This is a genomic window from Xanthobacter variabilis, assembly GCF_043831965.2.
Lineage (GTDB): Bacteria > Pseudomonadota > Alphaproteobacteria > Rhizobiales > Xanthobacteraceae > Xanthobacter.
The window spans coordinates 2,622,076-2,637,294 of record NZ_CM195533.1 but is presented as its reverse complement, the minus strand read 5'-3'; the positions used below and the strand labels follow the sequence as shown (position 1 = coordinate 2,637,294).

The 15,219-nt window shown below is 66.9% G+C and carries 8 protein-coding genes; 1 reads left to right on the top strand and 7 read right to left on the bottom strand.

What is annotated here, in order from left to right; all coding sequences use genetic code 11:
• Window positions 1-79 precede the first annotated feature (79 nt).
• The 7 genes from V5F26_RS11375 to V5F26_RS11345 all read right to left on the bottom strand — a co-directional run bounded on the left by V5F26_RS11375 (window position 80) and on the right by V5F26_RS11345 (window position 13,345).
• Complete coding sequence (locus V5F26_RS11375) at window positions 80-2,689, bottom strand: plasma-membrane proton-efflux P-type ATPase (RefSeq protein ID WP_394945957.1); 2,610 nt, start codon at window positions 2,687-2,689, stop codon at window positions 80-82.
• A 194-nt stretch (window positions 2,690-2,883) separates the two neighbouring features.
• Entirely contained in the window at window positions 2,884-4,134 is a 1,251-nt protein-coding gene (locus V5F26_RS11370; RefSeq protein ID WP_394057675.1) for an ArsB/NhaD family transporter, read from the bottom strand.
• Window positions 4,135-4,263: 129 nt separating this feature from the next.
• Window positions 4,264-5,115, bottom strand: coding sequence for a polyphosphate kinase 2 family protein (locus tag V5F26_RS11365; RefSeq protein ID WP_394057674.1), 852 nt, complete (start codon window positions 5,113-5,115; stop codon window positions 4,264-4,266).
• A gap of 195 nt (window positions 5,116-5,310) precedes the next feature.
• Window positions 5,311-7,902 carry a plasma-membrane proton-efflux P-type ATPase gene (locus V5F26_RS11360; protein ID WP_394057672.1) on the bottom strand — a complete coding sequence of 864 codons (2,592 nt, stop codon included), beginning with the start codon at window positions 7,900-7,902 and terminating at the stop codon, window positions 5,311-5,313.
• Between the two features lie 136 nt (window positions 7,903-8,038).
• Window positions 8,039-9,214 (bottom strand): acetate/propionate family kinase, encoded by a 1,176-nt coding sequence (locus V5F26_RS11355; protein ID WP_394945956.1) that lies wholly within the window; start codon window positions 9,212-9,214, stop codon window positions 8,039-8,041.
• A gap of 168 nt (window positions 9,215-9,382) precedes the next feature.
• Window positions 9,383-10,744, bottom strand: coding sequence for a bifunctional enoyl-CoA hydratase/phosphate acetyltransferase (locus V5F26_RS11350; protein WP_394945955.1), 1,362 nt, complete (start codon window positions 10,742-10,744; stop codon window positions 9,383-9,385).
• A gap of 264 nt (window positions 10,745-11,008) precedes the next feature.
• Entirely contained in the window at window positions 11,009-13,345 is a 2,337-nt protein-coding gene (locus V5F26_RS11345) for a DUF3141 domain-containing protein (protein WP_394945954.1), read from the bottom strand.
• A 644-nt stretch (window positions 13,346-13,989) separates the two neighbouring features.
• On the opposite strand from V5F26_RS11345, the gene V5F26_RS11340 reads away from it, so the two are divergent.
• Window positions 13,990-15,117, top strand: coding sequence for a helix-turn-helix transcriptional regulator (locus V5F26_RS11340; RefSeq protein ID WP_394945953.1), 1,128 nt, complete (start codon window positions 13,990-13,992; stop codon window positions 15,115-15,117).
• Window positions 15,118-15,219: the final 102 nt, after the last annotated feature.

Here is a 15,219-nt window from a genome sequence, read left to right as displayed (position 1 = left end):
GGGTACCGGAACGCAGCCCAGGAAAAAGGCCGGCGGGAGCCTCCCGCCGGCCTTCTGCTTTTCACGGGGTGCCGGCAGTTCAGCCCGGCATCACCGGCCCGATCGAGGCATCGATGATGCTGCTCTTGCGGTCGCGCGCATTCACGATGCGGAAGTAGAACAGCTTCACCACGTCCATGATGACCATCCACACCAGGCAGTAGCCCCACACCACGCCAATCAGCAGCCACGGCAGGGCGGGCATGAACCAGCCGAAGGCGCACATGAAGATGGCGAAGACCTGGGTGCCCATCACCGCGGTGAGCACCTGCCAGCTGGGATAGGGCGGCAGGAACAAGGTGCCCTGCACGCGCGAGACGAAGAACAGGAGGTGCCCGCCCGCCGCCAGCTGCAGGAACAGCATGGTCTGAACATGGGGATAGTCCATGTGCAGGATGGCGGTGAGTTCCGGGCTCTTCATCCAGAACATGCCGATCACCACGATGCCGAAGCTCTGCACCAGCGCCATGATGCCCATGATGGTGGAGAAGGAGATGATGCGGTGCATGTTCCACCGCACCGGCTTGTCCTGCACCTTCACATTGTCATAGGCGATGGTCATGATCGGGATGTCGTCCAGAAGAGCCTGGAACACGATCATGATCGCGGTCAGCGGCATGAAGTTGTAGACGAGATATGTCAGCACCACGACCAGCATGATGTTGAGCGTCATCGCGATGCGGTAATAAATATAGCTCGTGATCCGCTCGAAGATCGCCCGCGCCTCCATGATGGCGTGGATGATGGTCGAAAGGCCCGGCGCGGTGAGGATCAGCGCCGCCGCGCTGCGGGCCGCATCGGTGGCGCCGGAGACGGCCACGCCGCAGTCCGCCTGCTTCAGCGCCGGCGCGTCGTTCACGCCGTCGCCGGTCATGGCGACGATGTGGCCGCGCTCCTGCAGCGCTTTCACGATCTGGAACTTGTGCTCCGGGAACACGCGGCCGAAGCCGTCCGCCACCTCCACCGCGCGGGCGGCATCGATGGCGATGTGATCGGGATTGGAATCCTCCCCAAACACCTCGCTCGCCACCAGAAGATGATCGCCCAGGCCGAGCTGGCGGGAGATCTCGCTGCCAATGGCCACGTCGTCGCCAGTCACCATCTTCACCGTCACGCCCAGCTCCTTGGCGCGGGCGATGGTTTCGGCGGCATCGGGGCGGGGCGGGTCGAGCATGGGCAGCAGGCCCAGCAGGGTCCAGCTCTGCCCGTCCTGCGAGCGAGCCACGCCCAGGGCGCGGGTACCGCTGCGGGCCAGACGGTCCACATCCGCGAAATAGTCCTTGGCGCTCTCCGCCGAGAGGCCGCAGAGGGCCGCCATCACCTGCGGCGCCCCCTTAGCATAATGCACGGTCTTGCCATCTGGCCCGGTGACGGTGGCCGCGGTCTTCTTGTTCACCGGATCGAAGGGCGTGAAATCCACCGGCTTGTATTGGGCCAGCACCTGCGGATCCTTCACCGCCGCCAGCACCGCCTTGTCGATGGCATCATCGCTCTGCTTCTGCGAGGCGAGGGCCGCACCGAGGATCAGCTCCTCCGGCTTGGCCCCGGCCCAGGGGATGGGGGCCTGCAAGGTCAGCTGGTTCAGGGTGAGGGTGCCGGTCTTGTCGGAGCACAGCACGTCCACGCCCGCCAGCTCCTCGATGGCCGACAGGCGCGAGACGATGGCTTGCCGCTTGGACAAGGCCAGGGCGCCGAGAGCCATGGTGACCGACATCACCGCCGGCGTCGCCACCGGAACGGAGGCCACCAGCAGCACCAGCACGAGTTGGACGATATTGCCCGCATGCTGCCATTCCCAATGGCCATCGTGAACGATGTCGCGGTGCACCTGTGCGAACACCAGCACCAGGGCCAGCGCCGCCGACAGGATGATGAGGAAGTCGCCCATCTGCAGCACGGCCTTTTCGGCGTGCGACTTCGAACCCGCTGAGGCGACGAGCTTGGCGGTGCGGCCGAAGAAGGTGTTGTTTCCCGTGGCCGTGACGAGGCCCGTCATGGAGCCCTGGCGGACGATGGACCCCGAATAGCCGCTGTCGCCCACATTCTTGGACACCGGCAGGGATTCGCCGGTCAGCGCCGCCTGGTCCACCGAGAGATACTTGCCGTCCGTCAGGATGAGGTCGGCCGGCAGGGTGTCGCCACCGGCCACGCTCACCACGTCGCCGGGCACCAGCTCGGCGGTATCCACCGTCGCCCACTGCCCGTCGCGCAGCACGCGCGCCTTCAGGGCTAGGCCTTTTTTGAGCGCCGCCAGGGCGCTGGCGGCCTTGCTGTCCTGCCAGAACCCCACGATGGCGTTGTAGATGAGCAGGCCCATCACCACCGAGAAATCGGGCCAGTCGAACCGCAGCAGGGAGAGCAGCGCCGCCGCCTCGATCATCCAGGGAATGGGACCCCAGAAGTAGCCCAGCAGCTTCTGCCAGCGGCTCTCTTCGTGGGCGGCAATGGCGTTGGGGCCGTATTTCTCCTGCCGGGCCTTGACCTCGGCTGCCGCCAGCCCCTGGGGCGAGCTGCCCAGCGCGCTGAACTGGGCCGCGATGCCCGCCGCATCGAGCCGCGTCCCGGCGCCGGCCGAGGATGACGCCTTCTTCTGCGCCTGTGGCGGCGCCGCCCCAGGCGCGCCCGCTGTCACCACTTCCGTCTGTGACATATCCCACCCCCGATTTTGCCCGCCTTCCGGCGAAGCCTGCGCCGGATGATGGAGCCACCTCGTGATGGTTTATTTGACTTTCAGCAAAGGCGCAGGAGCAATGAAAGAAAATCGTGCACCGTATCGTCACCGCAAACAGGGATTGTGGCCCGTAGGCCACAGGCGCGGCCGCACGGGCCGGCGGCAAACCCGCGTCAGTGGGCGATGAGCACGATCCACCCCACCGCGAGCAGCATGCAGGCCAGCGCCACCGGCACGCCGGCGCGGGCGAACTCTCCAAAGGAGATCTTGATGCCGCAGGCCGCCGCCTGCTCCACCACGATGATACCTGCCAGACTGCCGAACACGATGAGGTTGCTGGAAAAGCCGGTGCCCAGCGCCAGCGCCGCGCCGAGCGCGTCCGCCAGCGACTTGGACTGGCCGGGATCCAGGAACGGCACCAGCAGCATCACCGCCGGATTGTTGCCCACCACATTGCTGAGCACGCCGCTCACCAGGAACAGCGACAGCGGCTCGTTCAGGTTGAGGCCGGCGCCGCGGATGTCGTTGAGCAGGTTCTGCGGCAGCCCTGTGGCAGCCATGGCCGCATTGACCACGAACAGGCCCATGATGAGCAGCAGAAGATTGCCATCCACATGCTTGAGCATGTCGCTGGAGGCGATCTTGCGATTGATGAGCAGCACGCCGGCCGCCCCCAGCGCGATGAGATCCCGCGGCCAGTCGCTGACCACGAAGGCCAGGACCACCAGGAAGGTCATGGCGCCGGCCTTCAGCGTTTCCGCCATGTCCAGTGTCGGCACCGCCACGGTCGCGACGGTCGGGTGCTCGCTCTCCGGCTGCGCCAGGGTCCAGCGGCCGCGATAGAGCCACACCACGATGAGCCACACCAGAGGCAGGGACAGAAGGGCCGGCACCGCGGCCACCGCCAGGAAGCCGTTGAAGGAGAGGCCGAGCTGCTGGGCCGCGATCATGTTCTGCGGGCTGCCGATGAGGGTACCCGCCGAGCCGGTGTTCGCCGCGAAGCAGAAGGCCAGCAGAAACGGCACGGGATTGAGCCCGCGCGCCAGCGTCACCGAGACCAGAAGCGGGGTCATCGCCACCACCACCACGTCATTGGTGAGCACGGCCGAGAGCAGCCCGCCGACGGCGATGAGCACGGCCAGCAGAACCGGCGCGCTGACGGGCAGCATCGCCACCTTGTTGGCGGTCCAGCCATAAAAGCCCGACACCACGAACGCGGCCGAAACCACCATGAGCCCGAACAGCATGCCGACCGAGCTGTAGTCGATCGAATCCCAGGCCGCCTTCGGGCTGATGCTGCCGGCCACCATCATGGCCAGCGCGCCGACAATGGCCGCGCCGGTGCGGTCCACCTTGAAGCCCGGCAGCTTGCCGAAGCCCATGGCGACATAGACCAGCAGAAAAATCAGGTAGGTCAGACCCATGGGTTCCGCCGTGTGTCGTGTCCGCGCCCTCGGGCATGGACGGGCGGGGAGCTTTTCACGATTCGCCCCCGCGCGGAAATGCCCGGCCCGGCGCCGGCACAGGTGCGCCGGCCCGGGCCCAAGCCACCGTCAGGCGCTCTTGCCCGATTTCTCGGCCTTCACCGCGTGATGGTAGTCGCGGCGGATCTGCTCCAGGTCCACGGTGGGCGCCGGCAGCTTCAGGTTCATCTCGTCCAGTGTCTCCTCGATGATCTTGGAGACGGCGAGATTGCGGAACCACTTGTGGTTGGAGGGGATGACATACCACGGGGCGTGCTTGGTGGAGCACTTCGCCAGCATGTCCTCATAGGCGGCAATATACTGGTCCCAGAACGCCCGTTCCTTATAGTCCGCCTCGGAGATTTTCCATTGGCGGGCCGGATCGTCGAGACGCTGGGCGAAGCGGGCCAGCTGCTCCTCGGGGGTGATGTAAAGGAAGAATTTGAGGATGGTGACACCGGACTGGGTGAGCATCGCCTCGAAATCGTTGATCAGGTCGTAGCGCTGCGACCAGACCTCCTTGGGCACCAGATCGTGCACGCGCACCACCAGCACGTCCTCGTAATGGGAGCGGTTGAACACCGCCACCTGGCCGAGGCCCGGCGCATGGGGATGCACCCGCCACAGGAAGTCGTGCAGGCGCTCTTCCTCGGTGGGCTGCTTGAAGCCGGTCACATAGGTGCCCTGCGGGTTCATGGCGGCCATCACATGCCAGCAGGTGCCGTCCTTGCCGGCGGCATCGATGCCCTGGAGCACGACGAGAAGGGCGTGCTTCTTCTCGCCATAGAGCTTCTGCTGCAGCTCGGCGAGACGCGCGACATTCTTCGCCAGGTCCTCCTTGGCGTGCTCGGCGGATGCGTAATCGCCATGGAAGGCGGCATCCACATCCTTCAGCCGCACCCGGGTGCCGGGCTCGACGATGAGCTTCTTGCGCAGGCCCATCCTGCTCTCCTTCTCGGTGAAACCGCCGCCTTCCACCCCGGCCCTCATATCGGGCAAGGTCGAGCCGGCCAAAAGCACTTTAGGGCGCCGCTCCAACACACGGGAATACGGCTTACCCCAACTATTCAGGTCAGCATTGCTTCCAGATGAGACGCATTGCGGCCCCGGCGGATCTTCGCCGGGGCCGCGGGAGCGTCAGGCCCGCAGGCGCTGCGTGAACATGTGGATGGCCCGCAGGCGCGAGGACGTGCGGTGGCTGACCAGCCGCTCCACCACGATGCGCAGGGCGCTGAGGAGGAAGGTCCACACGAAGCAGTAGGCGATCACGACGCCGATGGCCTCCCAGGAAATGGCGGGCACGAACCAGCCATAGGCGCACATCAGCATCGCCAGCACCTGGGTGGAGAGCAGCGCCGAGACCAGCGGCAAGGCCGGGAACGGCGGCAGGAAGAACCACTTCTCCGAGCGCGTGACGAACAGCAGCAGGTGGCCGCCGGTGACGAGCTGAAGGAACATCACCGTCTGCAGGTGGGTGGTGTCGGCAAGCCCCAGCATCTGGCCATAGACATGGCCGGCGACGGAGTTGATGGCCCACATGCCCGCCAGCAGCAGCCCGAACGACTGCACCACCGAGAAGAAGCCCAGCGCCGCCGACACGCTGAGGATGCGCGGCATCTTCCAGCGTATGGGTTGCTGGCTCACCGGCGTGTTGTCGTAGGCGATGGTCATGATCGGGATGTCATCCAGCAGCGAGATGATGACGATCATGATGGCGGTGAGCGGCTGGAAGCCCAGCAGGATGGTCGAGAGCACCACCAGGAACATGATGTCCATGGTCAGCGCCACGCGATAGATGGTGTAGGTGGTGATGCGGCCGAAAATGCGCCGCGCCTCGTCGATGGCGCTGTTGATGACCGAAAGGCCCGGCGCCGTGAGGATGAGGGCCGCCGCCCCGCGCGCCGCGTCCGTGGCGCCCGAGACCGCGGTGCCGCAGTCCGCCTGCTTCAGGGCCGGGGCGTCGTTCACTCCGTCGCCGGTCATGGCGACGATGTGGCCACGCGCCTGCAGCGCCTTCACGATGGCATATTTGTGCTCGGGGAACACGCGGGCGAAGCCGTCCGCCCGCTCGATGGCATCGGAGATGTTGGCCGGCACATGGTCCGGGTCCATGTCCTTGGGGAATACGTCCGAGGCGGTGAGGATGTTGGTGCCCATGCCGAGCTGGCGGGCGGTCTCGATGGCGATGGCCGTGTCGTCGCCGGTGATCATCTTCACCCGCACGCCCTTCTCGCCCACGGCGTCCAGCGTGGCGCGGCTGTCGTCGCGCGGCGGGTCGAACATGGGCAGGATGCCGAGCAGCGTCCAGGTCTTGCCCTCGTCCTCCGAACGCGCCACCGCCAAAGCGCGATTGCCCTTGGCCGCCAGCGCCGCCACCGTGTCATTGACCTTGGTGGCGATGTCCGCCGCCGGCTTCGCCAGCTCGACAATGGCCTGGGGCGCGCCCTTGGCGACGCTGATGAGCGTGCCCTTGGCGTCCTTCACGGTCGCCTGGGTGCGCTTGGTGACCGGGTCGAAGGGCACGAAGGCGGTCTGGGTATAGGTCTTGACCACCGCCGGGTCCTTCAGTCCCTCGATGACGGCGGTGTCGATGGCGTCGTGATCTTCCTCCCGCGAGGCCAGGGCGCCTGCCAGGATCACGTCCTGGCCATCGGTGGCGGCGATGAGGATGGGCTCGCCCAGCTTGAGCTGGTTCTTGGTCAGGGTGCCGGTCTTGTCCGAGCACAACACGTCCACGCCCGCCATCTCCTCGATGGATTCGAGGCGGGAGACGATGGCCTTTTGCTTGGAGAGCGCCAGCGCGCCCAAGGCCATGGTGACGGAGAACACGGCCGGCATCGCCACCGGAATGGAGGCCACCAGCAGGATGAGCACGAACTGGAGGATGCCCAGGGCGTCGTCCCACTTCCAGTCCTGCGCCACCACGGCCCGCTGCCACACCTCGGCCGCGACCAGCACCAGGGCCAGCACCACCGCCACCGCGATGAGGAAGTTGCCGATGTCGAACATGGCCTTCTGGGCATGGCTGACGGAGCCCGCCCCGGCCACCAGCTTGGCGGTGCGCCCGAAGAAGGTGTTGCCGCCGGTGCCGATGACCACGCCAGCCATCTCGCCCTGCTTCACCACGCTGCCCGAATAGGCCTCGTCCCCCTCTTTCTTGGCCGCCGGCAGGGATTCGCCCGTGAGCGCCGACTGGTCGATGGCCGCATAGCCCGGGCCGAACAGGCGCAGGTCCGCCGGCACCACCGCGCCAAGGCGCACCTTCACCACGTCGCCCGGCACCAGCTTGGCGGCATCCACGCTCGCCCATTGGCCGTCGCGCAGCGCGGTGGCCTCGGGCGCGAGACCCTTCTTCAGCGCCGCCAAGGCGTTGGACGCCTTGCTGTCCTGCCAGAAATCGAGCGCCGCGTTGAAGACCAGCAAGGCGGCGATGACCGTGAAGTCCTGCCAGTGGCCCAGAATGGCGGAGACCACCGCGGCCGCCTCGATCATGTAGGCGATGGGGCCGGCGAAATAGCCCAGCAGCCGGGACAGCAGACTGCGTTCCTTGGCGATGATGGCGTTGGGGCCGTAGGTTTCGAGACGCTTCTGCGCCTCTGCGGTGGAAAGGCCCTGGTCCGTCTTCACGCCCAGCGCGCGGAACACCTGGTCCAGCGGCATCTTTTCGAGATCGGCGCCGGCCGGCGCCGCGGACGCATCCTGTTGCTTCGGGGAAGGACTGGAGGACACGGCGGACTACTCCTTTCAGCAAGACGAGCGCGGCATAAAGCCGGCGGGTCGGAGCGAGGGGACGTCACATCACGCAAGGTAAGCGTGTAGTGGGCGCCCAGGCAATGTGTTTCGACGCAAGCGACGCCGGCCGTGTTCAGGCGCCGGCCACCAGATCCAGCGTGTGCCGGGCGATCATCAGTTCCTCATTGGTGGGGATGACGAAGGCTGCCACCTTGCTGTCGGCGGTGGTGATGCGCGGCCCGTTGCCGGCATTGGCGGCGAGGTCCAGCTTCAGGCCCAGCCATTCCAGCCGCTCCAGGGTCTTGGCGCGCACGGGGGCCGAGTTCTCGCCAATGCCCGCGGTGAACACCAGGGCATCGAGCCCGCCCAGAAGCGCGGTGTACGAGCCGATGAACTTGACGAGGCTGTAGACGAAGTAATCCACGCTGAGCTGCGCCTGCGGCTCCGTGCTTTCCTGAAGCACCCGCATGTCGCTGCTGATGCCGGAAAGGCCGAGCAGGCCGGAATCGCCGTAGAGTTCCTTTTCAAGGCTGGCATCGGTTCCGGCCTTGGTCCGCAGCAGATAGAAGATCACGTCCGCCGGCACGTCGCCGGAGCGGGTGGCCATGGGCAGGCCGGTGAGGCCGGCGAAGGCCATGGACGTCTCGATGCTCTTGCCGTCGAGCATGGCGCACACCGAGGCGCCGCCCCCCAGATGCGCCACCACCACCCGCCGCGCCCCCGGCGCGACCTTCGGCACCTGGCGGCTGATATAATCGTAGGAAATGCCGTGATAGCCCCAGTGGCGCACGCCGGTGTCGCGCAGGGCCTTCGACAGCGGATAGATCTGCGCCACCTCGGGCATGGTCCGGTGGAAGGAGGTGTCGAACACCGCCACCTGCGGCAGGCCGGGAAAATCCTCCGCGATGGCCCGCGCGCCGCGCACGTTGAAGGCCTGATGCGAAGGCTCCATCACCGCGAGACTGTCGAGATAGTCCAGCACGTCGGGCGTGATGCGGGCAGGGCCGTCAAAGCGCGTGCCGCCCAGCACCACCCGGTGGCCGGCGCAGGTCACCTTGATGTTGGCCTCGTGCTTCTCCAGCCAGCTGATGATGAAATTGAGCGCCGCCTTGTGGTGCAGCACCTGCCCCTCGCCCCATTCATGGGCATCGATGGGCTTGCCGCCGGGCTCCTTGGCGATGAAATGGGGGTCGGTGGACATGCTGTCCACCACGCCCCGGCACAGCAGCCGCGCGTCCTTGTCCGTCGTATAGGCAGCGAATTTGAGGCTCGTGGATCCGGAGTTCACCACCAGAACGGCATCGGTCATGGGTCTTTGCTCCTTGGCTCCCGGAAGAGCCGGTCGACGGGGCGCCTCGCTGACGCGGCCGACGAAAAGACTGGGGACGAAAAGACTGGGGACGAAAAGACTGGGGACGAAAAGACTGGGGACGAAAAGACTGGGGGAAGGCCAGAACCTCGTCCGGCCCGTGGGGCGTCAGTCGGCGGTCACGGGCAAGATGGCTTCCGGCTCGCGCCTCAGCGCATCCGCGTAGAGCACGGCGGCGGCGGCGGAGAAGCGACGGGCGGCAGCGCTGTCGGCGCGGCTGGTCAGCATTACCGGCACCCGCGCGCCCACCACCAGGCCGGCGGTCTGCGCATCGGACATGAAGGCGAGATTCTTGTAGACCATGTTGCCGGCCTCGATGTTCGGCACCAGCAGCACGTCCGCGGCACCCGCCACCGGCGAAACGATGTGCTTCACCCGCGCCGCCTCCGGATCCACCGCCGCGTCGAGATCGAGCGGCCCGTCGACGATGCCGCCGACGATCTGGCCGCGATCCGCCATCTTCGCCAGGATGGCGCCGTCCAGGGTGGCGGCCATGCGCGTGCGCACCATTTCCACCGCCGCCAGCACGGCAACCTTCGGCTTCTCCACCCCGAGCGCACGGGCGAAACCTATGGCGTTCTGGCAGATGTCCCGCTTCTGGTCGGTGTCGGGCGCGATATTGAGGGCGACGTCTGTCACCACCACGCGCCGCGCATAGGTGGGCACGGCCATGAGGGCGCAATGGCTCAGCAGGCGCCCGGTGCGCAGGCCCGCCTCCTTCTGCACCACCGCGTGGAGCAGAACATCCGTGTGGAGGCTGCCCTTCATCAGCGCCGCCACCTCCCCGGCCCCGGCCGCAGCGGCCGCCTTGGCCGCCGACTCTTCCTCACCCGAGGTCGAGACGATGCGGGCACCCGAAAGGTCGAGCTTGCCCGCCTCCGCGATGCGACGGATATCCGCCTCCGGTCCGAACAGAACGGGCAGGATGAGGCCCGCCGCCGCCGCGTCCAGCGCCCCGGCGATGGCATCCAGGCTCAAAGGATGAACCACGCCTGTCGGCATGGGGTTCAGGCCCCGGCAGCGTTCCAGCAACCCTTCCAGCCGATGTTCCGGCACCTCCACCTTCACCGCGTGGGTGGGTGCGGCGACCGTGATGGTCGCGGTGGCGATCAGCCCGCCATGCGGCCCGGCGAGGCGGCCTTCGAGCAGGAGCGTCCTGTCGGCTGCGTGGGTCTCCTTCACCTCGAGGCTCACGGTCAGGGGAGCATCCACCGGCAGGGCCCCGCACACCGTCACGGCGCTGTTGCGGATGACACCGCCCGGCCCCGGCAAAGCCGAGCCCACCAGCGCCGCGAACAGCGACGCCGAAATCCCTGCCACCGCCTGCCCCTCGCCGATGCCGGCAACGACGCCCGCATCGCCGAAGGCGCTGGCCCAGGCCCTGAGGTCCGAGCCGCGCACGGTGCGCTCGGTCGTGGCACTGTCGCCCGGCTTGATCTCCTCGAAAAGACGGTTCGCAACCGTTGGCATCGTCCTCGGCCTCCAAATTCGGGCGTCTTCCGGGAGCCGGCAGGTGGCTCACCGCAAAGCGCAGGCGCAAATTCCCGACTTCACCCCGGCGGCGGATACCCACCGGATGCTTCCAGGGGGGACTTCAGGGCCCCGCCCGACACCTGAGCGGCCCCCAGGCACACGGCGGCACCTTGCCGGCGCGGACCCGGGACCGCGCACGGCATGGTCGCGGACAACAAGGCCGCGGGAGGATGGGCGGACGGCGACACCGTCCGCATCACATCAGTTGGAGGATTTCGCCGCGATCTGGCGGACATTGTCCGCCGCGAGAGCCAAAGCGGGATCCTTGGGTACGGCAGTGGAGAGGATAGCCGCCAGCCGCTCCACCCGCTGCTGCTCGGCCAGGGTGTATGTGCCGTCCGCCGCCGCGATGGACGCCACGGTGGCGGCCAGTTCCTGGCGCTTGGCCGGCTCGCTCACGAGATCGGCGATAGCCTCCACCGCCGCGTCCCGCTCCAAAAGCAGGATGTAGAACTGCTCACGCACCAGCGCCTTGAACTCGTCGAGAGAGAGCTGCGTCAGCCTGCCGCGCGCATCGTTGAGCGACTTGGCCACGCATTCGTCCATGGTGCGTTCCGCCGAGATGACGAAGAGCGCGGCGCGCACCAGCGCCTCGTTGAACCCGCCCCGCTTCAGGCGAGAGCGGAACTCCTCCATCTTGTGCGCGCGGAAGGCCTCCTTCTGCGGGCTGTTGGCCGGAAGCTGGCGCACCTTTTCGTCCAGGTTCAGGCCCAGCATGCCCTGCACCACCGGCGAGCCGTAAATGGCGAAGAAGGCCTTCTCCACCCATTGGTCGCGCGCATCGCGGAAGGTGTCGAGGCTGGTGTTGATCTGGTCGGACAGCGCCTTTTCCGCCACCAGGAAGGGGTTGTCCGCGGCCGCGGGCTTGCGGGCCTTGGCAATCTCGCCGGCCAGCTTGGCCACGCCCTTCATGAAGGGGTTGGAGTCCGCGAAGGCGGTGTAGCTCGCCCGCAGCGGATTGGCCTTGAAGAGCAGGTCCGCGAATTGCGGCGTCGCCATCGCCCGCACCGTCGGCTGCAGGAAGGTGCGGTAGAGCGAATGGTTGATCTCGGACAGCCGGCGCACCGCCGCGAAGGCCCGATCATCCTCCACCGTATTGCGCCCATAGGCACGGATATCGTCCAGCGAGCGCGCCTCGAAGCGGCTGTGCCACGGGGCCTTGCCCGCACCCGCCGCGCTCGCTTCGGCTTGCGTCGCCGGCTCGATCACCAGCTCGTAGAGGCCCGGCGGCAGGCAGTCGATGAGGTCCATCAGGCGGACCATTTCCTCGTCTTCCTTCGCGCCCACCTTGGAGGACACGAAAATGGCAAGGTGGCCCACCTTCTGGTTCATGCAATAGACGATGGTGCGCCCCTCGGCGCGGATGTCGTCCACGTCCTTGTAAAGGTCGAGGATCCAGCCCAGCGTCTGGGGCGGCGGCGAAATGTTGTCGCCCTCGGAGGTGAAGACGATCACCGGCGAGGAAATGTTGCGCAGGTCGAACACCTTGCCGTCGGTGGAGCGCACCTCGTTGCGGGTCAGCTTGTCGCCGACGAAGAATTCGTCCACGAGGAACTGAATCTCAGTGCCGTTCAGCGTGATGAAATCACCCCACCACTTCTCGAATTCGAGATAGCGCTGGCCCTGGGTGTCGACCGCCGAATAGACGTCATATTGCTTGCCCCACAGCCAGTTGGCGGGGTTCAGATTGTCGAAGTTCAGGATCAGCCAGGTGCCGTCGAACTTGCCGCGGCCAAGATCGCTCACCAGCGCCGTCAGCCAGGACCCGCCGAGCAGGCCGCCGGAATAGCGCATGGGGTTCTTGCCGTGCACGCCCTGCCAGTAGGAGATGGGCGAACCGGCGACCATGCAGGGGCCGAACAGGTCCGGGCGCAGCATCGCCACCATCAGCGTCTGGTACCCGGCCTGGCAGTTGCCGATGGCGAACGGGCGCGGCGCGTCCGGGTGCATCTCCACGATGCGCTCGAAGAAGGCCACCTGCCCTTCCACCACGTCCAGGAAGGTCTGTTCCGGCTCCGGCATGGCCGCGAAACCGATGAAATAGACCGGATGGCCGTTCCGCAGCGCCTCGCCGATCTCGCTCTCGGTCTTGAAGCCGCCAATGCCCGGCCCCTGGCCCGCGCGCGGGTCCACCACCACCACCGGGCGCTTGCGCGGGTCCACCTCCATGCCGGCCGGCGGCACGATGCGGGACAGGGAATAGTTGATGGGGCGCGGCAGAGCGCGGCCGCTCATCAGCACTTCATGGTCGAAGGTGAGCACCGTCGCCTGCGGGCGCGAGGTGATCGCCTCCTGCTCGTTGCCGCGCTGGCGCAGCAGGTCCAGGAACAGCACAGAGCGCTGCCAGGAATCGAGCAGATATTCGCCCAGGGGCCCGCCCGTGGCGCCCACTGCGGGCCAGGCGCCGGCCAAGGCGGCTGGCGAAGCCGACGGCGTCGCGCCAGCGCCAAAGGATTTCGCCCAAGGCAGAACCGCGGCGCTCCAAGCGCGCGGATCAAGGATCGGAGTAGGCGTTGAGGGGGTGGATTCGCTGCTCATCGATACCTCGCTCAGCTCGGCCCAATCGATGCTCACAAGCGCGCAATCCAGACTGCCGGCACCTGTGATGCACTGCACTCTCGAACGGGACACAGCTAGAAACCGCAACTCTTGCTCGTCAAGCCCGTAAATCTACGCGCTTCACGATCAGGCCACATGCGTCCGCTCGACGTGGCCATTTTCTGGGTTCTGGAGAAGGCTTCAGCGGCTCGTCTCGCTGAGACGCGAGCCGACGCGCCGTCAGCCGCCCCCGCCTACCGACGACAGGCGCGGGCCCCTTCCTCGCCAGCAGAGGATAGAAGTGAGGCAGGACCGTAGAGATTGTACCCGTGCGGACAGAGCCTTGCCTGAAGGTGCCCGGCCCCGGCTGGAAATCTTAGCGCGTGTCCCATGACATCTCCATCTCAGCTGCGCCCCGCAATGACAGTCAAACGACTGCCACAACCGGGTCGATGCACGCGCCTCGGGCGGTCATGAGCTCGCATAAAAGCTGCCGGCCCGTCATCTCCCAGACGGGATATTCCGGAGCGAGCGGACATCATCTAGACCCTTGAACATTCAGAATGCGTCCCGCTATACCTTCGACCCTGCCCGCCGGCTTCCGGCCTGGCGCTTCCCTCCCTCATCAGGCGCGAGCGTGGATCTTGCTGACGTTCAGTGACGTGCTCTACCGCATCTACGAGGCGACACTCAGCCCGGAGCGTTGGGACGGCGCCATGGACGCCATCGCCGCCCTTTCCGGCTCCACCGGCGCGCTGGTCTATGCGCGCAAGCCTTCCGGCTCCTGGGACATCGCGACCTTCTCGCCGAGACTATCGGATGCCGTGCGCATCTACACGGACGAGGGGTGGTGGCAGCACAATCCCTGGCTCGACCAGTCCATCGAGATCGCCTTCCAGGCCGGCGACGTCTATTGCGACAAGGATATTCTCGGAGAGGCTCGGATCGAGGAGCAGCCCTTCTATGCGCAGTTCCTGCCGCGGGTGGGGCTGGGCTGGCAGATGGCGGCGGTGATCCATGCCGATCTCGGCGCCCCCACCGGCCTCGTGGTGCAGCGGGCGAAGACCAAGGGGCCCTACGCCGCCGAGGAAATGGAGACCCTGCGCCTGGTCTCGCGGCACCTGGAGCAGTCGCTGCGCATTTCCTCGCGCTTTGCGGCCCAGCGCACGGCCGGCCATTCCGCCACCGCCGCCTTCGACAGCATGGACCGCGCCGCCTTCGTGCTTGATGAGCAACAGCGGCCCCTGCTCATGAACCAGACCGCGCGCAAGCTCATCGGCAGCTACTTCAACCATGCTGAAGGGCGCGTGACGCCGGCGCAGCGGACCGATCACGAGGCCTTCGCCACCGCCCTGCAGCGGGCCCGCGAGGGCTTCGCGGAACAGGGCGGCGCCCCCCAGCCCACCACCGTTTCCGGCCCAGAAGGCGCCTCCCCCCTGGTGGTGTGGACCCTGCCCATGGTCGGCGCGTCGGCGCACCATCTCAGCGACGGCGAGCACCGGGGGCATGTTCTGGTGCTTGCCCAACCACTGGAGCAGGATCGGGTCATCGATCCCAGCGTGCTGCGCAACGCTTTCGAACTCACCCTGGGCGAGGCGCGCCTCGCGGCCCTGCTGGGCGCCGGTTCCACCCTGAAGGACGCCGCCCAGGAGCTGCACATTACCGAGGGCACCGCCCGCGTGGTGCTGAAGCGCGTGTTCCAGAAGCTGAACATCAGCCGCCAGGCCGAACTCGTCGCCAAGCTCTCGGCTTTCACCCATAGCGCCGCCTAGAACGTTTCCGGGCGAAGGAAACGCGCAAAAGCCGGCCCGGCATGGTTTCCCGCGGCAACGGCCCGGGCGCGCCAGTGAATGCACCGCAGCAAAGCGTCTCCC